Genomic DNA, 26,026 nt, shown 5'->3' on the forward strand with positions numbered 1-26,026 from the left:
GGCCACACCACCCAAAAACGTGCAGATAAAACAGCCCTACCCCGGAAAACCGCGGGTAGGGCCATTTTATCTGCACAACGATAAGATATTCAGTTTAGCAGCACTATAATTTTAACACTCTTATAACTTGATATTCTTTCTCTACCTGCAGGGCAATGATATAAATACCTTGTGGCAACTGCGCCGCGTCAAAAGGTATCTCATAATTATCCGTTCCGCCGGCGGTCTTTACATCCACAATATTCCCTGTGTTAAAGCTGATCAGCTTTAAATTAATATCTGCTGCTTTAGACAGGCTGATACGTACTTTAAAAGGACCATCTGTTGGGTTGGGATATGCCATCATCTCCTTCACCAGTTTTTCGCGGTAGCCCAGCAGGCTGTCTGCTACAGGGCCCTGATCTGCTGGCAGGATGGTAATGGTTTTGCTGATCATATCTACGCATCCGCCCAGCGTTACCATCATTTGTATGGTATAATCCCCCGGCTGGTCAAAGATCAGCTGACGGAGGGCGCCTCCGGCAGCGCTGCCCGCATCGCGCGCGCCGGTGGGTAATGTCCAGTCGTGCGTGGAGGGCGTAGGTTTGGATACATCCACCAGCACGATGGTGTCACCGGTAAGGCCATAGGACGATAACAGGAAATCTGCGGCAAGTGCTTCGCCGGAGATCTGCACGTTAAACGAGCCCTCTGCCTTACAGCCATTTTTATTGGTGACGGTTAAGGTGTAGTGCCCCGCCTTATCGAGCAGCACGGTCCTCTCCTGGCTGCTAAAGCCGGCGTCCGATGTCCAGCTGTAGGTAGCGCCGGCGTTGCCCGCGTCCAGCGGAAGGGTTTGCCCGGTGCAAAGTACGGTATCGGTAAAACCAAGCCCTATCTGTACGGCTTCCGGTTGTACCAGCACAGCACTTTCTTCCGCCTCACAGCCATGGGCGTCTGTTACGGTCACCGTATACGTGCCGCTTCCCAGGCCGTTAACCGCATTTCCGTTAAGCGCAGGATCGTTCCAGCTGTAAGCATAAGGCGTAGTACCACCGGTAACGGTGATGGCAACACTGCCATCTGCCTGGTCACTGCAACCTGGCTGGGTTACCTGTTTGGTAACCTGCATTTGTGTTGACTGCTGCAGCGTAACAGACTCATGCGCGCCGCATAAATTAGCATCCTGTACAGACAGCAGGTATGTACCCGCCGTTAAGGAGCCAAAGCTGCCATTATCCTGCGACGGCAAAGTATTCAGGGCATAAGTATAACCTTTGGCGCCGCCGCTGGCAGCCACCTGGATACTGCCGGTGGCCTTGCCAAAACAGGCGATATCCTTTGCCTCCGTTACTTTTAACTGTAATATTTCCGGTTCGTTGATCGTGTCTTTGACCGTTTGAATACAACCATTATTGTCTTTTACCTGGAGCGTGTAAGCGCCTTTTTGCAGTTGCATGAAGGTGGGTGTAGTGCGGTAGCTGACCCTGTCCATTGAATACTGGTAAGGCGTTACGCCGCCTGCCGCGCTCAGGGTGATCTCTCCATTATCCATACCAGCGCAGGAAATATCCTTGCTGGCTGCCACTGCAGCCGTTAACAGGGGCGGTTGCTTTACCTCGCCTGGCACGCTGGCCGGGCAACCCTGGGCGTCTTTTACTTTTAAGGTATACTGGCCGGCAGCCAGGTTGATAAAGCTGGGCGTGGTGTTGAATACCCCGTTATCCAGCGCAAAAGCGTAAGGTGCTGTACCGCCGCCAGCAGATACGGTGAGCGAACCATTTCTGCCATTAAAACAGCTTACAGGGGTATTATTGATCAGCTGCAGGGATAATGCCGTTGGTTCCTTTACTTCGCCTGTTACTACCGTCTGACAGGTATAAGGCACATCCCGCACGCGTACCTGGTACACGCCCGCGCGGAGGTTCTTAAATTCAGCGGAGGTTTGATAGCTCACCCCATCCAGCGAGTATTCATATTGGTTATTACCGCCGCTTACACTCATTACTTTCAGGCTGCCGGTATTCTGGCCGTTACAGGCCGCCAGCTGGGTCTGTACGGTGGCATGCAGGCTGGCCGGCCCGGCAGCCGAAATACTGCGGTCAATGGTACAGCCATTCGCATCTTTGATATATACCGTATACTCGCCGCCAACCAGGTTATTAAATGTAGGATTAGTATTATAGACTGCGTTATCCAGGCTATAACTATAGGGCGATGATCCCCCCTGTACATCAATCACCGTAATACTGCCTTTGTCATTGCAAGTGGCAGGAAGCACTGCATCCAGCGACGCGATAAGCGGCGGGTGCAGCGCTGCCAGCGGCACAGTAAAGCCGCGGGAACACAGGTTATTGTCTTTTACCGTGATGGTATAGTTACCTGCGCGCAGCTGCGTATATATGGGGCTGGTCTGGAACGGTGCGCCATTCAGGCTATAGGTATAAGGCCCTGTACCGCCGCCGGCTTTGAGCTCCATACTACCGGTAGCTTCGCCCGCACAAAGGATATCTGTTTTATTGAGCACCTGCAGGGTCAGTGCTGTGGATTCCGTAACATCGTCGGTTATACTGCGCCTGCAGTCATTATCATCTTTTACCACGATGGTATAACTACCGGCGGTCAGGTTATTGAAAACCGGCGATGACTGGAAAGCGCCGCCATTGATCGAATAGGTATAAGTACCAGTGCCGCCACCGGCAGACACCGTTAATGCGCCGGCATTGCCGCCTGCACAGCCGGCGGGCTTTTTGTCTGTTACCTGTAAGGTAAGCGCGGGCCGCTGGCCTACTATAATGTTATTGCTTTTTACACAGCTATTGGCGTCCTTTATACTTACCAGGCGGGCGCCGGGTGTTATATTTTGCCACACATTGGCCGACTGGAAAGGCGCACCATCTACACTGTAAGTATACGGCGGCTTTCCCCCATCGCCGGTAATGGTGATAGTGCCGGTGGGCGTACCTGCGCACAGCGCGTCCGTTGATGTTGCCGTAAAGCTAAGCAGCGGTGACTCATCAATGTCCACAGGCACACTGGCGCTACAATTATGGGCGTCTTTTACCGTGGCGGTATAATGACCGGCGTACAGGTTCTCAAATAAAGCCTGGCTGCCAAAATTAACGCCGTCCACGGAGTAAGTGAAAGGCGGGGTACCTCCATGCTCCTCTAGCGCCACTTTACCGGTAGCGCCGCCAAAACAGGATACTTTGGTAATGGTGGCCGTTAGTTCCAGCAACACGGGCTGCCCTACGGGTGCATCTACTGTGGCCGTACAATTATGATCGTCTTTAGCGGTAACAATATAATCACCTGCGGGCAGGCCGGTAAAAATACCGGTAGCATTGGGCACAGCAGGCGCTGTGTTAATATAATAACGCACCGTGCCGCTGCCGCCTGCGGCAGATACGGTAACGCTGCCAGTCGCCTCATTAAAACACTTAGCGTCTGTTAGTGCATCCCTGGAAATCGTAAGCCTGGGAGGTTCTGAGATCCCGATATTTGGCTGTGTAGCGGGACAGCCCTTACTATCCTTCACATTTACCGTATATACCCCGGCGGCCAGTTTGTCAAATACATTGGCGGGTTGCCAGGCGCCGGTGTTCAATTGATATTGATAAGGCCCAACACCGTTGCCGGCCGTTATGGTGATACTACCGGTAGACTCTCCATTACAGCCCACATTCACCGGTGCAACGCTCAGGGATACCGCTTGCGCAGGCTGTGCGATATTGAGCTGTGATGTGTAGGCCCGGCAGCTGTTCACATCCTCCACCATCACGGTGTATTGGCCAGCTGGTACATTAAAAACAGGCTGGGCCTGTAAAGGGCCGTCGTTCAGGCTATACTGCAACGCGCCGGTACCGCCATCAGCCGTAACGGTGATCTGCCCGTTGGACTGTCCGTTACAGGGCACATCCTGCTGGGCGCTTACGCTTATGCTCAGCACGGGAGGCATGGTAATGGTAAATGGCGCGCTGCCGGTATTACCTTTACTATCTTTTGCCCATACGGTATACAAGCCTGCCGCCAGGTCTGAGAAATTGTTCAACGGCAGGAAAGTGATATTATCCGCAGAATAAGTATAAGGCGGTAGGCCCCCGTTAGCCGTTACCGTTACCTTTCCATCCGCACGCCCGTTACAGGTAATAGGCGTAGGTGTTGCGCCCACGACCAATGGTACGGGGTCCTTCAGGGAAACCGGTAAGGGCACAGCAGTGATACAACTCTGCGCATCACTTACCCATATATTATAATCGCCTTGCGGCAGGCTGCCAAATTCATTACTGCTTTGCCAGTGCTGGTTATCCAGGCTGTAAGTATAAGGCCCTCCTGCCCCACCGCCAGCTGTAACGGCAATGCTGCCATCTGATAAACCGGGACTGGTAGGATCTGTTTTACCGGATAAGGTCACGGTTACCGCTGCCTGCGTGGTTTTGGGTATAGAGGTGCTACAATCTTTAGCATCATGTACCCATAAGGTATACGGCGTGCCCGGCGCCAGGCCGGTGAACACATTATCTGCATCCGGGTTGGATACGCCGTCTATGCTGAATGTATAAGGCGTGCTACCGCCGGTGGCGGAAAGCGTGAAGGCCGGCGCGCCGGTGTTACAGGAAGCGCTGGCGCTTAATGCCAGCGGTGGCGGTGCGGCGCCAACGGTGGGAACGGTTCCCATATCCTTAACGCAGGTGGTGGAACTGGATGTAAGCTTAAGCTGGTACGTGCCCGGCGGCAGGGGCATACTATAGCTGCCTGTATTGAAGGCGGGCACTGATGTATATACATCACCGGTATTAACATCCTGGAAACGGGCTGTTAACGGAATGCTGCCGTTATAAGATGTACCGTTGGTATATTTGAAATCAGAGAGATCGATCTTGCCGTTCTGGCCTGCGCAGTTGGGCGGTGTAGCCTGTATAACATTCGGGCCGGGCATGGGCGGGTCAAAATGGATACCACTTACCACAGCGGGGTGCATGATGGTGTTATTGCCATAGTCTACAGTAGCCCGAAAACTCAATACACCACCGGGATTACTGACGCCGCTATTCACTACGTCCTGGTACGAAAAAAATATGTCTGAAGACAGAAAGAACGTTTCCCGGAAGGGTATAAAATTAGTGCCATCGCTGGAGATCTCCCATTGAACATGCTCCGGGAACTCATTTACGCTAAGGTCCACATATTCATCCGCACAATAGCTGATCTTGCCAGCGCCGCTGATCACACATTCATGTTGTATTACCGTAAAGTCCGCGTCGCGGAGGAACGGCTGGCAGTCAGGGATGATGTCTGCATTGAAATTTGTATATGTTCCGGAGAACACATTACCAGACTGTGTGTCCGTAGAGATAAACTCAAAAATATTCGGGTTGGTTACCCAAACATTCAGGAAAGGAGGCCGCCAGGGAAGATATATCCTGTTTTCTATCAGCGCCTCACCCCCGGATAATATGCCAAAGTCAGAGTAGTTAGCGACTACATGGCTCATGCCCGCTTCACGCCGTTCCCACAAAGTGGTCTTAATGTCAATACCCGGAACATGGCAAAAGCCCCCAGGATCATTTACATCAAAGTTTATCCGATAAGCACATTCATAAAAAGTAGTTTGTGCGGATACGGCCCATCCGCACAGCAATAACACCAAGAGTAAACCAATACGTTTTGTTGTCACGGGGTAATTTTTAATAGTTTACAGTAATGGTCTCCGTAAAAAAGCTATCACCACTGGTTCCTCTAAAGACTTTCATTTTATATCTATATGCGGTATTTATAAACAGGCCGCCGGTATCTTCCAGTTCCTTCTCTCCTGGCTCCAGTGTACGGTACAGGCGGAAAGGCTGCCCCGGGATAGCCTTGTACAGCCACAATTGCGTAACATCTGCCGGCACTTGCCACCGGAGTACAATACTTTTATGTTCCCGGTCAATGACCGCTTTCAGGGCATTTTTGACGGCTGGGCTGCCCATATTGATACGGGCGGCGGTAAGCGGTTGTGATAGGGAGCGCAGTTGGCTGCTATCTACCGCAGCAACACAATAGCGGTAGGAACGGCCGGGGACGGCGCTGGTATCTGTAAAGGCGTGCAGGGTATCCCCAACGGGCACACGCAGCAGTGGTTGCCAACCGGTATCCGTGCTGCGCAGCAGCTCATGACGGGCTACATCCTTACTGGTGCTCCTTTGCCATTGCAGGTAAATACCATCCACCTCCGAGCGCTGGGCGGTGAAAGCCGGGGGTACCGGCGGCACTACATCAGGGCGTCTCAGGGTGAGCACGGGCGAAAACGCAGAAGGGTTATAATGCCCATCCAGCGCTACCAGTTTATAGTATACCTCGCGGGTGAGCGTTTTAATTTCAATGGTATCAGTGAAGCGGGTTGCTTTTATTGGTTCTTTTGTGACCTGCACAAATTCCACCGTGGAATCATTGGCGCGGAATACACGGTAGGCGTAGAGATCCGTTTCCTGGTTGGGTTGCCATTGCAGCTGAACGATCCCCTTATCATCCACCTGGCCAACAAGACCTGCCGGCGGCGCGGGCGGCAGGCTATCTTCCAGCTGCACAAAATAGGGCAGCGAAAAGCTGGCTTGTCCGTCTTTGGTAAAGGCCTTGATGCGGTAGTAATTGGAAGACCGGGGTGCGTTATCTGTAAACGCCGTATCACCAGCCGGCAAACGTTTAGTCAATGGCAGGTAAGGTTTATTGACCGCAGGGGCCCGCTCTACCTGGAAGCCGGTTATACGCGCCTTGCCCGGCGGCATCATCCATTGTACCCATACTTTGCCATCTACCACGCCCGCACCGGTAATGGAAGGCCGCGCCTGTAATTCTTCTGCTACCGTAATGTGTACCGTATCAGAAGGCGGGCTCAGCTCCCCAAAAGAAGTGATGCCACGGATGCGGTATACCAGGGGTTGCTCCAGCTGTACCGTATCTACCCGGAAAAAGCGCTGCTGGCGGCCTGTGTCTGCCGCGCTGCTGGTGTTGATCACCGGCTCCTGGTTAATGGCATGATAAGTAGCCCCGCCATTCTCTGAGCGCTCTATTATATAACCCACAAACAGGCGCTCATACATGGTTTTATCCCAGCTAAGCAATACAGCCGTTTTAACGGCCTGCGCTTCCAGCCCATGCGGCGCTGGCGCCGGCGCGGCGTCCGCATAACCGGTAAATACAAAACCGGTATCCCGTTTTATCTCCGGCGGCGTGCCGGTGATAAAAATGCGGTAAAGGTATTTTTCATCCGGGCGCACCTGCTTGTCTACATAGCCTAAACCGGCCGCACAGGCTACTTCAAAAGACAGATCCGCAGACAGCAGCATAAAGCTGTGCCGGGCTTCCAGTTCCTGCGCCTGGTGGTAAATAGACATGATATCGCGGCCTTTATGCTGTTGGGGTGCGCTTACCTCAAACCCTTCTCCATATAAAGCCTGTGCTGCAATGGCCCCATATTTCTCCTGTTTTTTAACTACCCCTTCCCAGGCGGGCAACGGCAGCGGTTTCAGCGGGCGGGTAGTGAGCAAGGTTTCTTCCGGCACTGGCAATAACTGACCCTTACGCAGGATGGTATAACGTTTTATAGTATAGCCATACTGGTTAGCCATTTTCCAGAGCATGGGCGTAGCGGGGGCCCACCGCAGCAGGATGGAATCCTGGCGGGGCCGGGCAATAACAGCTATATTAGGCGGCTCCGTCTTTTGTTGCGCTTGCAAAGGCGCCTGCCACAAAAGGATGCCGGCAAAACATAAAACTATCCATATACGGTTCCTGTACTTCATAGGTATACCGGTTACATGCCCGGCGTGTTTTCTATTGTTACTGTTTTTACGGATGTCGTAGTATTGGTACCCGGTAATACATATTTTATGTTAAACCGGTAGGTACCTGTTGTAATAGGTTTGAAGGGCGTAGTGACGATCTGCTTCTGCACATCTGACAACTGCAGCTGCAAAGGCGGCAGCAGCGCATTCACCACTTTGCTCTGCATATTCTGGTAATCCCAGGCCATGTAATATGGCAGATTGTACACAAAGGTGCTGCGACCGGTAAACTGCCCTGTACCAGTAGTATCCAGCACCAGCGCTTTTGGCTGCTGACGCAGGTAAATGGCCTTCACCGGCGGCAGGCCCATGGCGGCAGTGTTTCTCCAGTCTATCTGCATATAGGGCGATACCGGGTATCCCGCATATACGTAGGGATAGATATATTGCTGGTACCAGGTATTACCATCCAGCTGCGCTTCAAACTGCAGCACCTGGCTATTGCCCTGGTCATCTATCTCCTGCGCATCAAACAGTTCCGTATTATCCATTACATATCCCAGCTCGCTGATGCTGTTGGCCAGCGGCCAGGTATAGGCGCTGCTCATACCCAGGCGGTCTATCTTTTCTGAGAAGCTGCTATAACGGCTGCTGCGGAAATTAAGCTGGTAGAATACCTTTTCCACAGCCTCTGTCAGTGAGCCTACGGCAGACCTGGTCTGTACAGCCAGATCACCCGCGTCCCCGCTGGACACATTTGTTTGCTGCGTTTGCACGTTGCGGTCTACGCTGTTATCACTGGATACCGGTACGTTCACAAACTGCAGCGTATATAATTTATCATTCAGGATACCCTCCGGCATGTTAAAGTTGATGTGGCCACTGCTATAGGTGAAATTAAAGTCCACCGGCGTGCCGCCTTGCGGCGTAAGACGAGCCACCTGCCTGTACTCCGGTCCCGGATCAAACATATAGGGCATACCCTGTGTAAGCCAGATATAGGCCTGGTTGGTCTCCTGTTTATAATAGTTCAGCTGTCTACGGATAGGATAGGTATAGGTGATCCTGGCATCCGGGATCACATCCGGGCCTTTTCCCGTGGTGAACTGTTGATCTACGTTCTCTGTATAGGGCTTGCCATCTGCGAGGTAAGGCGTCCAGCTGCCGTTAACGTTTTCTTCAAAGACCACTCTGGCGCTGAGGCGGAAAGTGGTTTGCGGGTTCAGCACATCCGGCGTTTTAATGGCTATTACCGTATTGTCGCTATTCCATTCCTGGGTGCTGGTCACCGGCTGCCCATTATTATCCAACAGTTTAAAATAATCCAGGCGGGCCCGGAAACTATGTATTTTATTGGCATCGTCCTGGATGGAGAAGGTTTTACCCACCGGCATATTACATACCAGCTGTGGGTTGGTGAAGATATCCACATCGGCTTCGCCGGACCCGGGCGTTACATCCCCTATTACCTGTACGCCTGCTTCCGCAAACAGGTTTTGATTTACCAGCTTACATTCCTTACCCAGTGTTACTTCAAACCGGCAGTTACCGGATACCAGGCCGCCCAGTATGCTGAAACGGCCGCCCACCACACCTCTCATCCAGGTAGGATTAGGCAGCTTGGCCTGCAGCACAGCAGCTGCGCCAATGTCCAGGATATCGAATTTACCTTTCTTAAAGAGCAGGTTCACCTTCACCCCTATCTTGCCCTGGAAGTACGCGTACACCTGGCCGTTTGCATACCAGCCATTGATGCCTATGGGCCCACTGCTGCCTTCGCAACGCACCTGGTTGCCATAATCCTTCAACATCACATCAAAACCCAGGCCTGCAGCCAAGCGGGCGTAGAAGATCAGGAAGGTCATATCTCCGGTATCGAAATCGAGCCCCGCGCCAAATGCAAAGCCAGAACCTTTGCCCAGCGCATTGAGGTCGCGCATATAATCCATATCCATTCCGCCCAGTATGTCTGATACATTTGGCGGTGGCGGCGGGCTGCCCGGCAGGTCCTTGCCCACCATAAAATAGGCATGCGACCTGGCAAGCCCTAACATGTCTAAGCTAATAGGATTATCCGGGGTGCCAATATGCAGGTACCAGCCATCAGGCCCGGCGTACATAACGCCCTCGCCGGCCAGGCCGTCCGGACCGGCGCCTTTGAGCGCACCGCCGGCTACATTAATATATGTCTTGACATTCGCGTACAGGGAACTATTCTCGAAATCGCAATCTATTAAAACGTTCACGGAGATCTGGCCGCTGGCGTCGCTGCTGGCCGCGCCCGGCTTTTTATCCGCGGCGGCCGCGTTCTCCAGCAGTTTAGGATACTGGTCCTTGATCTTCTGCAGTACGCCGGGTATGGGCGCGGTGATCACATTACACTGCCCGCGGAAGGTGATACGGGATAAACCGCCCCCACGGTTAAACGCCATCTCAAAACCAATGTTGCCATTCATTGTTTTTTCATTGGCCAGCGCAAAACTGATAGAGGCCTTAATGCCCAGCCCCGCATTGGGATCTGGTTTGTACACTACCCCGGTGGGCGTAGCGCCCAGCTCATATCCCCTGGAGGATTCCGTGCTGCCCAGCTGCGAAACGCCGTAATACAGGCCGCCGCCAAAACCTTTGGCCAATACGGGCGGGAAGATGGGGATGGCGCCGGGGAACTCCACCAGCACATCCGCATACCAGTAACGGTTATCCTTTACCGTACCAAACAAAGCGGCAGCGACAATATGGAATCCATTGCTGCCGCTGGTGATCTTCAGTTTTGCATCTATATCACCGCGGAAGCCATCGCCGTAGATAGCATCCTGGTTAAAGAATTCAAGGCTGCCTTTAAGGGCAAACGGTCCCTGGTCCACATCAATGGTGATGCTGCTTATTTTCGTACGGCTGTACCTGTAGTGATGGTGGCCATTATCATCCACAGATATATTGCCCAGTACCGCCAGGCCGGCTTTTGCCGCAAAAGCGCTATTGCCGCCCATCATGTTCAGCGATACGTCCAGGCCTATGCCACGGTCATCACCATCTTTTACAAAGCGGATATGATCAATGGTAAGATCGTAACCACCCAGCTTAGCGGTTATGCTGGGCACGCCTACTAATGCAAATGTGCCGGAATGTATATAAGGCGCTTCTGTAGAAACGACCAACTGTTCAAACTCCAGGTGTGGCAGGGAGAGCTTGGTTTTCCCGGCTGCCGGCTGCGACTGGGGCGTTTGCCCCGTTTGCGGCGTTTGCTGGCTGCCGCCACTCACCCCGCCATCAATGGATAAGGTACCAGTGAGGTTGGCGGCTACTATAAAACGGCTATCCTTTACGGCCACTTCCAGGAAAGAGGAAGGCTCCAGTTCTACATGCGCCGCCTGGAAGATGGTGAAGCTTACCTCCTTGCGGGGTTTTACGGTGAATACATATTCCTGGCCCGGATGAAAGATGGCGGAATATATAAAAGTAGTGGTATCGCCGGTGATAGGCACGTTGATGGCGCCGCCCAATCCGCCGGACTTCAGCTGGTTGGCCACAAAACCAAGCGTTAGCTCGTCAACGGAAAATGACCAGCCGCCCATATCGCCATTCTCCAGCGGCAACAGGTAAGGCGCGGTAATGGTGCCACTAAAACCCTTTTCATCGATCAGCGCGTTGTGTACAGAAATTGTTTTGCGTTTGCCTTTCTGCCTGTTATCCTTTATCTCCGGCGGCAGGGTTACCGTAAAATCCTTTATAAAAAAGCCGCGCCACAGGTTCATATCCTCCTGTCCGTAGATCTGGCTGTATTCTGCCGGAAATACCATGCCGGCGCTGTTATTCAGATCACTCAGGTCTATCACGGCGCTCTCTATGTCAAAAGTAACGCCCTTTACGCCCCTTACCTGGAAGGGGTCTATGGTCACCGTGGCAATAATATCATTAAGATCAGAGGCCTGCGCTTCGAAATAAGCCATTACACGCTTCTGCAGGTTCTGGGTACCGTCTGCATTCTCCGTTACCAGCTTGGGGCTCATTACCACATCCGCGCCAATGCCCAGGCGTTTAAAACCGTTACAGTCAAATTCCGCGAAAGTTTTGCCGTGCTGCACCACCACGGTCGTGCTATCGCCAAAAAGGTTCAGGGGTATATCATTCACCAGTTCCAGGCGGGCCGTGCCTGCCAGGCCGCCTTTGCGGGTAACGGGTATGCCGCGGCCAGCAAACATCAGCTCGCGCTCTGTACCCGGCAGCTGCACTACCAGGAATGCGGTGATCTCCGCATGATCCGGTAAAAAACGGATACTGTCTATGATGATGGGAGGCTGTCCGTTATCCGAATTGCCGATACCCACCGGCAATTTAAAACTGGCCGTATCTGTAAGCTGATCGTAAAGGTCTTCCTGGTTCAGGTTACGGTTGGCCCGGCGCTCCTGTATGAGTTTGTATACGGCGCGGATATGCTGCTCCAGCGGCGTTTCCGCTACCTGTGCGGAAGCGCTCCAGGCGGTTACGCACAGGAGCAGCGAGAGGAACAGGCGGTATAGGGATCGGTGCATAGGATATTAGGTATAGGAATACGACTGCTTATTTTACTAGCGCTTGTTGTTGAATTTTTCCATGAAAGCCGCTTCATCAAATGCTACTTCCATGATGCCAATTATATAGATGCTATCCGGTTCCGGGGGTCTTTCCCTTCCGGAAACTTCCGTGTAACACATGAGATACTGCGTGTTACACTGCTGGCATTTATAGTAAATAAATGAGCAGGATGTCAGGGCTTGTTTTGGATAATTATAATAGTGTATGAATTTTCCATTGCTGTCCGTATTACTCACCAATTCCAGGTTAAACAATTGTCCTATCTGGTCTAAAAGAGGTTGGTATGGCAAACTGGCGATGTGCAGGTTGCCACCGGCAATATAATTTGTATTACCCACCCCGTTCCCTATCGTAACATCCGCATCACAATGCTGGCATTTATGTACCAGTTGCCATTGCCCCCCGCTGTTAAAAGATCCAGGCAGGTTCATCGCTAACGATCTACTGGTTTTGAAGCTATCGCTCCTTCCGGGCCAGACCGTCACCATTACATTATGCACGTTTGCTTTTCCAGTGATCATTTTTGAATTTTTAGTGTATTGTTAGGCGAAGATATCGGTATAATCTCTATGTACCCGTTCTCTGTCAGCCACTTTACTTCCTTCTGCGGATCAAACCTGATCTGGATCCCCTCCCCTTTGTACCCCCACCAGGGTATAATAGTGGCTCGCTCTACCCGGAAATCAAAGTCCTTCAACACCTTTATTTGATAGTATGCCGTATATTTCTTTTCTTCTCCTCTCAGGGCCCTGGATGGATAATCATACGGTTCACCATTTACCGGCGAACAATATTCCCCTTTGTAGATCGGCGTAACGTTATCTGGTTTCATATCCACCAGATATTGATAACGGTCAAGCACATCCCCTTTTTTCAGAAAAATCATCTCTGCGTCATATCCGCCATTTCCCGGAGGCCATCCACCATTTATTTTATTCTCCGCGAAGATCTCCTGTAATTTAGCCCAATTCTTCTTCTTGAAATAGTTATAGATCTCGCCTCTGATCGTGCTGCTCACCTTCTTTTTCGGATCGTAGGTAGCGCCCAGCTCATCTACGGAATTATACACCACTTTATTCGTACCGCCAGTGGTAGCACTGCCTTGCGAATCGTCATTCGTATGGGTGTTATCAGCGCCATCGTTGCCTGTTCCGGAAGATGTATGGGTATTGGCATCCGTGTGTGCCGCAGCCTGGCCTTTCGGGGATGATACCGGCACAACTTCAATATACCCGTTCTCCGCCAGCCACTTTACATCTTTCTGTTTCTCAAACCTGATCTGGATACCTTCTCCTTCATGCCCCCACCAGGGTATGATAGTAGCTTGCTCCACCGGGAAATCAAAGTCCTTCAATACCTTCATCTGGTAGTAGGCATCATAGGTGTTTTCTTCTCCCTTCAGCGCCCGGGATGGATAATCATACGGCTGGCCATTTACCGGCGAACAGTATTCCCCTTTGTAAACCGGTTTCCCATCCGGGCCTGGCTTCAGCTCCCATTGATAGCGGTCAAGCAGGTCGCCTTTTTTCAGGTAAACCATCTCCCCGTTATATCCACCGTTGCCCGGAGGCCATCCGCCATTTATTTTATTCTCCGCGAAGATCTCCTGTAGCTTGGCCCAATTTTTATTCTTGTAATAGTTGTAGATCTCGCCTCTTAGCGTGCTGCTTACCTTCTTTCCGGGATCATAGGTAGCCCCTAACTCATCCACTGAATTATACACTACTTTATTCGTAGCCGTATTGGCAGTGACGTTCTCATCCTCCGTAACAGCCATCATGTCGGAGTTATCATCGCCTTCCTTCCCTACAACCGCCACCCTCCGGTTATTGCCGTCCGTGATCTCTGTGCCCTTGCCATCCGCAACGAACTGCTTTATTTTAAGATCGCTGTTCCGCAGGTCTGCGGCGGAACCTACCATCCGCACGCGCACCGGGTGACCGGCGGGGTCCGGCAGCTCCAGGACGGTAGTATTGATATTCCATTTTGACGGATCAATGATGTTCAGGCTTTCATCAAACAGCTGTATATAATATTTACCTGATTGCAGCAAGGCGCCAATAACGCCTTTCCCGCAGGTAAAAAGCAGGCGGCCTGTAGGCATTACGACCACTTTTACAAATTTGCCGGCGCCCTTCATAAACAGGTTCATCGGATCCAGTATCTCCAGCGCATCGCTGATCTTTCCCAGCGCCCCCAGTTTGGACGAAGGCACTACGGTAGTAATGATCTGGAACACGGCTCCTCCTGCCTTGTAGGCGATCACGCAGGCATTGCCCTCGGTGAAGTGTTTAACAAGGCCATCCCATACGCACAGCACAACACCATCCCCAAACGTGCGGGGCAAAAGGATCTCATAATGGTTCTGCGCGCAATCCATTAGCATCCCCTTCCACTTATTTACAAACTCCGCCCGCGCATTATCTTCGTTCAGGATCATTTTTATGCCCCAGGAGTATGGTTGGGGTAAGCCGCTGAACATATCTACAAATCCATTCCATAAGCCGCAGACCACGGCAAACTCCAATTGCGAGGGGGTAAATTTGGCGTCCGTTTTAATAAGGGAAGCCAGCGCAACCGGGTCCAGCGCTATAGTACTGGAGACCTGGAAAGTGCGGTAGAACAAGGGGTTATAGTCATTTTCACCGGTGGTCTCGTCTAAATGTTCCGGGTTATAGAACCTTTCCGGCAACTGCAGCCAGTTGATCATGGTGGTGATGCCATCCAGCATGGCCGTTAACGGATCAAAGTTCCCCGCTACTTCCGGTAATACCTTCTGCAGTAATTTCAGGAAGGAATTGGTGTATTGCTGGTTGGGCACGTTTTTTCCGTAGCCGGCTTTCAGCTGGATCTTCTTATCCTCGTTAAAATGCACCCACAGGATAATATCATTGGCCGCAGGATTCGCTACATAATCCTTTACGGCGTTGAGTATCTCCGGCGGATTCTGGTAATCGGTAATATAAAGCCTGGTAGTGTACTTGCTGGTCCTTTGGGAGATCACCGCCAGTTTGGCGGCCATCTTCGCTTTTTCTTCCGGTGTTAAGATGTTGGAGTAATCGAACACCTGCGTAGACGGATTATCAGGCGCAGGGCAGTTTTCACATTTATCAGGGCCTATTCTTTTCTGCAGCTGGTCAAAATGACTGTTCGCCTTTGGGGTAAACTCATAATCCAGCTTCAGCTTGCTTTGGGCATCTTTCTTTAACAGGTACGCTCCATATAGTTCATTGGGTAAGGCCAACAAATATTGAAGAGGTTTCCCCATCGACGGCAGCCTTCCCTTAATGGAGGCATTTATCTCGGCCAGCACGCCTTCACCCAGGCCGGCGGCATAGGATTTACTAACTGCAAAAGACTGGAACTTGTCTTTACCCAGGTAACAGATCTCCCGCCCGTATACAATAGCGACCTTCGTTTTAAAGCCATAGAGCTCTGACCTTAACAGGATATCTTTTCCCAGGTCTTTTACCGCATCCGCTACCTTTATCTTAAGGTCTTCATTGGTATAAGGTTTCAGGTCCAGCACGTCATTGATAGTGGCATCTTTCGTGATCTTCTTCTTCAGGTCTACCACCCAGCTGTTTACGACCACCACAAATTCACCAAAATCCTCACTGGTGTTGATCAGCTGCAGACGCGTATTAATGGCCGCTTCCTCTGTTTCGCTGAATATAGGCGGGTATACAATGCCGCCGGCTGCCACGTTTTTCTGCTCTATATATTTACCGTTGCCATCCAGCACCAGCACATACCTGTTCTTAAAGCGCTCGCCGGCCAGTGTGTGCTCCCGGTTCTCCCGGATCATTTTATTCAGCGCGGCAACGCCTTCCTGTACGACCTTTTCACGGATATCATCATCTGCCACGGTCTTTGATCCCGCATTGGCCAGGCCCAAATGACAGCACCATGTTATAATGAAGAGTAGGAGTCTTTTCCTCATGCTATCATAATTTTTCGATGACAGACCTGATCCAATCCGCAAGCGCCGCTTTTACCTTATCCACCGTATCAGATTCGTCTTTTTTATCGGTTTTTTGTTGATTCAAAAAGTCTTTGAATGATTGCTCGTTCACCTTCAGCTGGTCTGTTACCCGCTTAGCATCCGCATCGCTGCTTTTTTCCAGGATCTGCGCTATCACGCCAGGCTCCAGGTCGTCTGCGGCAGCCGCATAGTCCTTCATTTCCTGCGGTATGGAAATGCCGCCGCTGTCTTCCCAGTCCTCCACGGCCGTTACGCTCTCTATATCCCCACCGCTACCCTGGCCAATGCCTACAGCAGCGTTATTATCTGCGATCAGTTTATCCAGTGCGCGCTTCTTCTCGTCATAATCCGCTGTGAGCTCCTGCATATGGCTATCAGGATAGTCATCCTTCAGCTTAACTACCGCTTTCCTGAATATGCCCAGCAGCTCTTTCAGGATCTCGCCCAGCGCCTGCAGGTCCTGTTTCATTTTATCTACCACCGCCTTAATATCCTTCCCAAGGCGTTCCGCCAGGGAAGCTTTTTCCTCCGGCTGCATGTTATTATCCTGCTGTACTTGCCTTACCTGTTCCAGCAAGTCTTTCAGCTTATCCATGTCTTCTTTGGTAGTAGCATCCAGCTCGCTCCAATCCTTCATTTTATCGATCTCTGTCAGCAACCCGGCGGCATCCAGCTTTTGCAGGCTGGCAAGATCTGTTTGCTGCAGGTCATTGCTGATATTGTCCAGCATTTCGGTCAGCGTTTCTTTCAGGTCTGCGGATACTTTACCGGGATCGTCCTGGAGTATTTCTATCACGCCATCATAAAGCTGATGATCCGTATTTACATGTATGTTATTAAAGCTCACCGTCAGGGACAGGAATTGCAGGAATGGCACCAGCACTTCACCGGTACCGGTAAAGGCCCCTTCAGCGCCGCTTACCTTGCTCACCACCACTTTAAAATCACCGGCGGTAATGGTATCGCCTTCGTGCAGCTGTGGTATGTTGTCCCGGTTGCTGATACCGTTGGCGCCACCGGAACTACCGCAGACAAAATCACCTTTATCCATTTCCGCATCCGGCATGGTAAAGGTTTGCGAAGGCGTATAATCTCCATACCCCCAGATACACTGTCCTTTAACCTGGTATTCATACTGTTCACCGGCTTTCAGGCCGCTAATGGTCAGCTGCGGCACAAAAGCCTCTTCCTCATACCATTGGGAGGGGGTATCCCCCGCTTCACGATAGCGTACGGAGAATGCCTGCTGTGACGGCGCCCCCATCCACGTAAGTTTGAGGCTATTGCGGCTGGCCACGGCAGCCACCACATTCTGCGGTACGCTGCATTTTTCGCCGTAGGTGAAGGGCACCGCCTCGCTATACCCATCGTTAATGAACATATCCTTGCCATCCAGCTCAATGGCCTGCACCTGCACCGCATAGTTATTGCCCGGCGTAAGCGCGGGCTCTCCGGGGCCATATACCAGCACGGTCTGCGGCGTTGTGGTTTCCAGCAACGGGCGGGTGGTGCGCAGGGCGTCATTAGGATTACGGTCTGCCGGTATCAGCGGCACCAGGCGGAATTTATATACCACGTTAAAAGCGGCGTTAAAAGACCCTGTATGCCGGGGCATCCACTGGAATATGATGTTCTGCGGGTTCAGCGCCTCTACTTTTGTATTGGCAATGGGCAGGTTAATGATGGGGGGATAATCCAGGAAAGTAGAGACCACCGCATTTCCGGCATTGGAGATCACATTATTGCGCGTATAGTCCAATACCTCTATGGTGAACTTATAGATCCCCTCCGGCAGCTTACCGCCATTCTTCGAAAACTCGCTATTATCCAGGCCCTGCACCAGCAGGTTCTTTGGGTTAAAATAAGGCGCCAGGTCTGCCCCGCTCAGCGTTAACATTTCTCCGCCGTTTAACAGGATGGGCGGCGTATAAAAACTGGCCTTACTTTGCAGCGTAGTGCCAAAACCTTCTATAGTAAGGCGCAGGCGGCATTTGTAATTCGTTTCCGTAAGGTCTTTCATCAGCAGGGTTACCTGCATACGCTGCACATCGGGCGCCGCATAGTCTGAGAGATACAGGCTGTAGGGCGGGTTTAGCTGCACAGTGGCTACCACGGGATAGTTGACCTGTGCCCGCAGCGCTGTTGTAAAACAACAGAGGCCGCAGCAAATGAGCAGGATAATATGTTTTATGCGTTTGTACAACAACGTTATAGCTGTTTGCTTTAAAAATTATAGTTATAACCCAGTGTGGTGGTCAGCTCTGAGATAGTAGCCGACCGTTGGGAGCTCCGGTTAAGGCCTACCAGGCTCAGGTTAAAGCTGTGCGCCTTATGGATAGTGTATGCGCCGGATACCCGCGCGGTGAGTATACGCGCGGTAGATTCCCCGTTGGTATAGCTGCCATTCCAGGACACGCTGCCAGAGGTGCGCAGTTTCTTATCCAGCAACATCTTATTAAGTCCCAGCGTAGGGCCCAGGGTAAGCGTATTAAAGTCTGCGGAATTGTTGGCGTTCACATTTGCGCCCAGTGTAAAAGAGAGGTCCCTGGGGACCAGCTGCAGGCTATACGATGTATTCAGATTATACAAAGTAGCCCCGCTGGACTGGGTTACGCCGCCCTGTTTATCTGCAGAGCGCATGTAAGACACGTTACACATCAGCATCTGCATCCTTTCCTTACTTTGGGATAACCGGTAATTGGCGCCCAATGTAGCATTGGAAGTGATCTGTGTATAGTTAAGGGTGTCCAGGTTATCATAGGGCGTAAGCCGGTTCAGGTAATCAAAATCAGACCGGATGTTTACATAGGACTGGAAATTGGAATAGGAAAAGTTGAGGTTCATTTTTTTACTGGCGGCATAGGTCATGTTCAACGCGCCTACCCAGCGGTGCATGGTGCTCAGCTTATTATTCTCCAGGTTATTACGCTGCACGCCCGCATTAATAGCCGTTGTAAGACGGTCTTTTAAAAAGCGCAGCTGCAGGTTGCCGGTAATGTTCTCAAAATCATTGGTAAAATAATAAGCGCCCAGCGTCTGGTATTCCGGCGCTACCCATTCATAGCCTATGCCAAAGGTATACCAGCGGCCACCGTAGGCTATGCTGGTCTTATAGGCATAGTATTGCGCAGTGGAGCTGTTCTTGCTGATAAGCCCCAGCGAGGGCAGTTTGCCGTGCGGCATGCTGTCTGCGCCTGCGCGTGTATCACGGGTAAGCAGGCTCAATCCTATTTCCGCGTGAAAAAGCAGGCGGGTAAACAGTTGTTTGGTAACGTTAAGACCCAGCGCCACATTCTCCATGGGCGTGATGGCCGCATCAGCCGGTAATGGCATAATGGAATTAGGATCGTCTTTGGCGCTGAACAGGATCAGGTCAATATTATCCTTTTGCCGGGCATAAGTAGCTTTAAAACCATATCCCATGCGCTGGTAGGCCGGTTCTATATCCGGGTGCAGCGTATCTGCCTCTACCCCCTTTTGCAGGCGGCCATACATAGCGCTGAATTTAAAATTACCAGGCGGCGCCAGGTCCACCCCTACGCCATTGAACAGATGTCCCGCCAGCGTATAGCTGGAAAAATTCATGCTGCTGTACCCCAGGTGGCCGGTGATCCATTTATAGGTAGGCGTTAAACCGTATTGATTAAACGGCTGCTGAAATGTTACCCTGCTTTGATTAGAATAATTAAAGCTGAATGGCACTGACCAACCATAGATATTAATATCCAGGTTGCCGGAAAGGAAAAAGTTGTAGGGATCACGGCGCCCTTCGGACAAACCGGATGATGTGTAGGCGATCTGTTCCAGGCTAAGCCCTCCGTTCACTTTGAGAGGTTGTTCCCTGCCAATCGCATCCAACTGTTGCGCACGCACGGTGAGGGATATACACGCCAAGGTTAAAAAACATACAGTGCCTTTAAAACAGGATAGTAACGTTGTGTTCACAAATAAGGTTTATTCATAGGGGGACTGCTCTATTACGCTTGCACCATGCTAATCTTATCAAATCGGGCGCAATATATTAATATTTTTTTCATATTACAAAATATATAAAACTGAATAACCCTATAAACGACCCTAAATGAAAAACCCCCGCCCCGGAAAACCGGGAGCGGGGGACTCCTTTTATCAACGTTCAACCTTTATACTAATAGTTAGGATTCTGTACAAGTATGCCTTTGCTCCTGTCAATCTCCTGCTGGGGAATGGGGAAATAGTAGTGTTTAGGGCGCACAAAGGTGCGGGCCGGTTCCACTACGCTGCCATCATATGCCAGTTTGGGTTTGTTATAATAAGTGGTGATATCTATCAGCTTGGCTTTATCCCAGCGGATCAGGTCCTGGTGGCGCTCGTTCTCGCCGCACAGCTCTACCCTCCGCTCATGCATCAGCTGGGGCATGCCTGCGCCTGTTACCGGCGTTAAAGCGGCAGATGCGCGCCTGCGCACCGCATTGATCTCTGCATCGCCGGCGCCAGGGCCATTGCTGCGGATCTTTGCTTCCGCTACCAGCAGGTAAATATCCGCGGAGCGCATCAACGGCGTTTTAAGGGAGTAGTTCAGGCCACCGGTAGATTTCCAGCTGCAGAACTTCTTGTAGTGGCGGCCGGTAGTGGAAAGGTCCGCGGTGTAAGTAGCCATTTCCGTACCTATGTTTATCTTATCGCCGGGGCCCATAAAACACACGGCTGCGCGCGGATCGTTGGCCTCAAACTCATCAACCAGGCCTTTTACAGGGTAAAAGAAGCTCCAGCCACCCCATGCGCGTGGCGCGTGATAGGTGATAAAATCAGAATAACCCCAGCCATCCACTGTTTGCACGGCCAGCAGCATTTCTGAATTGTTGCCGGTAGCTACGGAGAAATTATCCGCATAATTGGGCGCCAGCGCGTAATTGGCATTGGTGGTCACTTTGGTGCCAAACTCAATGGCCTTATCCAGCTTTGCCCAGTTCATATACAGCTTACACAGCAGGCCCCAGGCAGTGCCTTTGCTCACCCGGCCTTTGTCTGCCGCTTCATAACTTTCCGGCAGCAGGTCAGCCGCCTGCAGCAGGTCTGCCTCTATCTGCGTGCGCAGCTCTTCCTCGCTTACCTTGGGTTTATCATAATTGCCGTCCAGTACATCCTGCTCTGTAACAATAGGCGCTTCGCCATACACCAGCAGCAGGCGCCAGTATGCAAAGGCGCGGAAAAAATGCGCTTCGCCCAGGCAGCGGTTCTTGATACCGTCTTCAATATCCGAGATCTTAGGGATGTAGATCAGCGCATTATTAGCGCGGTTAATGGTCTCATATTTCCAGCGCCAGCCTACCCTTACGGAATAGGTGGAGGGATCGTATTTAAACTCCTCTATCACCTGGTCATAATCGTGGTCGCCGCCCCTGATCTGGTCATCAGAACAGTTGTCGAACACGAACTCATTAAAGCCGGTGTAATCCTCTTCCAGCAGGATATTGTAGATACCGGTAATACCATCCAGCGCATCGCTCTGGTTACGCCAGTAGTTGCCGGTGGTATAATTGCCTTTAGGTTTTACATCCAGCACATTACAGGCGGAGAGTAACAGAAAGGCGGCTGTGCATATATATATTATCCGTTGCATAGTAATCATCATTTAATCCTTATTAAAAATTGATCGTTCCGCCAAAGGTGAAGCTCCTGGCCTGCGGGTAAGCGGCTACATCCACACCGCGCTGCAGGTTACCATCGTTCACATTACCATTGTAACCCAGCATAGGCGTAAGGCCGCTGTAGTTGGTGATGATGAACAGGTTCTGCGCGGCTACATAGATCCTCAGGTCAGATACGCCGGTGCGGCCCCATACTTTAGCAGGGATGGTATAACCCAGGGAGATGTTACGCAATGTGAAATAGTTGCCGCTTTCTACAAAACGGTCAGATACGCGCAGGTTCTGGTTAGATACATCTGCCGTCATACGCGGTACGGAGTTGCTGGTACCTTCGCCATGCCATCGGTTCAGCGCATCTGCATACATGTTGTAAGGATAGATGGGGTCCATGCCCTGCATCTTGTCTGCGTTATAGAGCTGTACACCTGCTACGCCGGAGAAGGACAGGTTCAGATCAAAGCCTTTATAGGCGGCGCCTGCCTGGATACCGTAGGTCATTTTAGGATTGGGGCTGCCCAGGAAGGTACGGTCGTCTTCATCTATGATACCATCGCGTTTATCATCAGGACCGCTTACATCCAGGAAGATCACGTCGCCGGGTTTAATGCTGGCCTTACGCGGATCATTGGCAATATTAGGATCGTTGTCTATCTGCGCCTGGTTCTGGTAAATACCACCGGTCTTCCAGCCATAGAAGGAAGCCAGGGGCTGTCCTTCATAGGTACGGGAGATCTCCGCGCCCTGACGGCCGTATAAAGAAGCGCCTATGTAGGAATCCTTATCGTACAGCTTCGTGATCTTATTCTTTATAAAGGAAGCATTGGCGCCAATATTATAGCTAAAGTCCTTGCTGCCGCCCTGGTAGCTTAATTCAAATTCCCAGCCGCGGTTATTCAGCTCGCCAATATTACGGTCCGGGATACCGGCAGTACCGTGTATATCCAGCGCGGGGGCAGGCACCAGCATGTCGCGGGTATTTTTATTAAACCAGGTGATCACCGCGTTCAGCTTGTTCTTGAAAAAGCCAAACTCGCCGCTGATATTGGTCATCTCTGCTTTTTCCCAGGTAATATCCGGGTTGGCCAGGCGGGAGTTCCATACGCCGGTGAAAGGGTTGTCGCCAAAGGAATAGCGGCGGTCGCGGGAAATAGGCGCCAGGTATTGGAACGCATCCACTTTCTGGTTACCCAGCTGGCCCCAGCCACCGGTAATTTTCAGGTTGCTGAACAGGTCTTCATTCACCATCTGCTTAAAGAACGGCTCGTCAGAGGCGCGCCAGCCCAGGGAGAAGGCGGGGAACTTGCCCCAGCGGTTACCTTCCGGGAAATTGGAGGAACCATCTGCACGGAAGGTCAGCGTTACCAGGTATCTGTCTTTAAAGCTATAGAAGCCCCTTACGAAACCGGAAGCCAGTGCGCTTTGCGGCAGGAAATTGCCGTTAAGGGCGTGATAGTCGTTGACATTATCCAGTACGCGCTGATCCGTTGATTCATCATTCAGGCCCCAGCCTTCTGCACGGAAGAAATAACCGTTAAAGGTCTGTACGGAATAACCGCCTGTCAGGTTGATATGATGCTTTTGTGAGAAGGTCTTATTATAAGTAAGGAACACCTCTCCCAGCTCTGATTTATTGCTCTCGCTGCGGTCCCATAGGGTGGCATGGTCGCTCGTACGGGTCTGATCCAGCACCTTGGGCGAAAAGCTTTGCTGATTGAGGATGCTGCCGTCAAAGCCGTAGTTACCGCGCAGGGTAAGCCCGTCCAGGATCTCCACCTCTGCATATACGCTACCTAACAGCCGGTAGTTCTTATTCCAGCCATCGCTGGTCTCCGCGGTGAACACCGGGTTATTGATATCGCCCAGCTGGTTGCTGGCTTTGGAAGAGCCGTAGCTGCCATCAGGATTATGCACCGGTATAGCCGGGTTAAAACGCAGGGCGCTGAAGAGCAGGCCTGTCTGGGAAGAATAGGTATCCAGGCCCCAGCTTTGTTTGTAGGTCATCTGGATGTTCTCGCCTATCTTCAACCGTTTACCCAGTTTATGCTCTGAGTTGATGCGCACAGAATATCTTTTAAACGTAGTATTCTCCACGATCCCTTTTTCATCATAATAACCGCCGCTAAGCATGTAGTTGGAGCTGGCATTACCGCCACGCACGCTCACATCAGCATTGGTCACCTGGCCGGAGCGCAGGATGGCCTTCTGCCAGTCTGTACGCTGGGTGGCGTAGAACGGGTCCTGCCAGATAGGATCAATGGCTGCGCCATCATTTGTATAACGTTCCTTTTTCAGCATTACCAGGTCTGGCGCGGTAAGCATGGGAATATTACGTATGCTGTTGGAAACGCCGCGGTACACGTTCACAGAAGTGCGGAGTTTCTCCCCATAGTTGCCTCTTTTGGTGGTGATGATGATCACACCGTTGGCCGCGCGGGTACCATAGATTGCGGAGGATGATGCATCCTTCAATACTTCCATGGAGGCGATATCATTGGGGTTTACATCGTTGATGTTGCCGGCGGGCACCCCATCAATTACGATCAGCGGTTCTGCATCATTAATGGTGCCCGTACCGCGGATACGGATATTAGGCTGTGTGCCCGGCGATCCGTCAGAGCGTACGATATCCACGCCGCTGGCGCGTCCCTGCAGGGCCTGCGCTGCGTCGCTCACGGGCAGGTTCTTGATATCGGCCCCTTTAATGGAGGAGATGGTGCCCGTAGCATCCTTACGGGTTTGGGTACCATAACCCACTACCAGCACCTCATTAAGGCCTTTGCTGGCAACTTCCAGGGCCACGCTGATATTGGCCTGGTCGCCTATGGTAAAGGTCTGCGGCCGGTAGCCCACATAAGAAAAGCTAAGGGCATGTACGGCTTGCGGCACCTGCAGCGAGAAACGGCCGGTGGCGTCTGTAACGGCGCCCCCTGCTGCGCCCTGCATGGTGATGGTAACCCCCGGAAGGCCGGTACTGTCAGCAGTACTGGTCACTTTACCGGTAATAGTGCGTTGCGCAAATACGGAGCTTACGCCCATGCACAGCAAGAAAAGGAAGCAATACTTCCACGAGTAAAATTTCTGCATAACAGGAAAATAAATTAAGTGACTAAAAGGCCTAAAAAAAAACGGCTAATGTTCTTCATCCACAGACGATACGGTCAGACCATTGGCTGTACTCCTCTAAATAATGGCTGGGAAATGCGTTGACGACATTCCATTGTTCGCTTTGGTTTGCAATATTATATAAAGATACATCCTTAACAAAACTAAGTTAATAGTTTTTTAACGAAAATAGAAAGGGGATTAAGGCTGTGTTAAGAAAAAACAGCCATGGGGCAGGGAGAGGCCGCATGGCTGTTTAAGTATGATGGTAAATTGGCTAATGCCAGCTTATTATCTTATTTCTTCACACGCTTCATAAACGTATCATGATCAAAGCGCACCTGGTATATCTTTTCTACATACATCTCGTCCGGTTCTGCACTTCGTTCATTCTGCGCAAAGGCGTGCATGAACGTCATCAGGTATTGACTTTTGCAGTGCGGACATTGGTAATATGCGATAAGGGCCATGCCTTTGAAAATACCAGTGAGGCTATAGTACCGGAAAGAACCCGGCTGCTCTCCGTCAAAATCAGTGCTTATGTTTAATCCAAATAAAGCGCCTATTTCGTCCAGCAGCTGTATGTCCCGTATACTACGCCAGGACAGAAAGCTCATAAAAAACCAGCCGCTATCCTTATATTCAATATCCACTTGCCTGATCTCTACATTATTTCCGCATTGTTTACAGGTATGGGTCAGGTACCATTTTTCACCCATGAGGAAGGTACCGGGTATCTGCACATGCTGCTGCTGTGGCTCCTTAAAGATATCCCGCTTGCCGGGATAGGTCAGGACCTCCACCGTAATTATTTCATCCAGCTTTGCTATCATGGTCATCAAGTTAAGGTTTCTTTCTTAAAATATTGCCCGGCAGGATCTCAAACGTTCCTTTAGGCGAGCTCACAAATTCTATCTCTATATATCCATTCGCTTCCAGTTTTTCCCAATCCCAGGTTCCGTCGGAGGGGAACTTAAAGCGTGTTTGGA

At 51.3% G+C, this 26,026-nt stretch carries 10 protein-coding genes; all 10 read right to left on the minus strand.

What is annotated here, in order from left to right; translation table 11 throughout:
• Nucleotides 1-103 precede the first annotated feature (103 nt).
• The 10 genes from F0L74_RS20995 to F0L74_RS21040 all read right to left on the minus strand — a co-directional run bounded on the left by F0L74_RS20995 (nucleotide 104) and on the right by F0L74_RS21040 (nucleotide 25,876).
• Nucleotides 104-5,656, minus strand: a complete 5,553-nt coding sequence (locus F0L74_RS20995) for a T9SS type A sorting domain-containing protein (RefSeq protein WP_149839877.1) — start codon at nucleotides 5,654-5,656, stop codon at nucleotides 104-106.
• A gap of 10 nt (nucleotides 5,657-5,666) precedes the next feature.
• The gene (locus F0L74_RS21000; RefSeq protein WP_149839878.1) at nucleotides 5,667-7,763 is read right to left on the minus strand and encodes a fibronectin type III domain-containing protein; all 2,097 of its coding nucleotides are present in this window, start codon (nucleotides 7,761-7,763) and stop codon (nucleotides 5,667-5,669) included.
• Nucleotides 7,764-7,774: 11 nt separating this feature from the next.
• Entirely contained in the window at nucleotides 7,775-12,277 is a 4,503-nt protein-coding gene (locus F0L74_RS21005) for a hypothetical protein (protein ID WP_149839879.1), read from the minus strand.
• Between the two features lie 36 nt (nucleotides 12,278-12,313).
• Nucleotides 12,314-12,841, minus strand: a complete 528-nt coding sequence (locus F0L74_RS21010) for a hypothetical protein (RefSeq protein ID WP_149839880.1) — start codon at nucleotides 12,839-12,841, stop codon at nucleotides 12,314-12,316.
• Entirely contained in the window at nucleotides 12,838-16,263 is a 3,426-nt protein-coding gene (locus tag F0L74_RS21015) for a glycohydrolase toxin TNT-related protein (RefSeq protein WP_149839881.1), read from the minus strand. The genes F0L74_RS21010 and F0L74_RS21015 overlap by 4 nt, the downstream gene beginning before the upstream one ends.
• Before the next feature lie 4 nt (nucleotides 16,264-16,267).
• The gene (locus F0L74_RS21020) at nucleotides 16,268-18,508 is read right to left on the minus strand and encodes a fibronectin type III domain-containing protein (protein WP_149839882.1); all 2,241 of its coding nucleotides are present in this window, start codon (nucleotides 18,506-18,508) and stop codon (nucleotides 16,268-16,270) included.
• A 20-nt stretch (nucleotides 18,509-18,528) separates the two neighbouring features.
• On the minus strand, nucleotides 18,529-20,178 hold the full coding sequence (locus tag F0L74_RS21025; RefSeq protein WP_149839883.1) for a hypothetical protein: 1,650 nt from the start codon (nucleotides 20,176-20,178) through the stop codon (nucleotides 18,529-18,531).
• A 274-nt stretch (nucleotides 20,179-20,452) separates the two neighbouring features.
• Nucleotides 20,453-21,907, minus strand: a complete 1,455-nt coding sequence (locus tag F0L74_RS21030) for a RagB/SusD family nutrient uptake outer membrane protein (RefSeq protein WP_188316094.1) — start codon at nucleotides 21,905-21,907, stop codon at nucleotides 20,453-20,455.
• A gap of 22 nt (nucleotides 21,908-21,929) precedes the next feature.
• Nucleotides 21,930-25,019: a SusC/RagA family TonB-linked outer membrane protein gene (locus F0L74_RS21035; RefSeq protein WP_149839885.1), complete on the minus strand. Its 3,090-nt coding sequence runs from the start codon at nucleotides 25,017-25,019 to the stop codon at nucleotides 21,930-21,932.
• 314 nt (nucleotides 25,020-25,333) lie between these two features.
• A complete protein-coding gene (locus tag F0L74_RS21040; RefSeq protein ID WP_149839886.1) occupies nucleotides 25,334-25,876 on the minus strand; it encodes a hypothetical protein in 543 nt (180 codons plus the stop codon).
• Nucleotides 25,877-26,026 lie beyond the last annotated feature (150 nt).

The organism is Chitinophaga agrisoli (assembly GCF_008386695.1).
GTDB lineage: Bacteria > Bacteroidota > Bacteroidia > Chitinophagales > Chitinophagaceae > Chitinophaga > Chitinophaga agrisoli.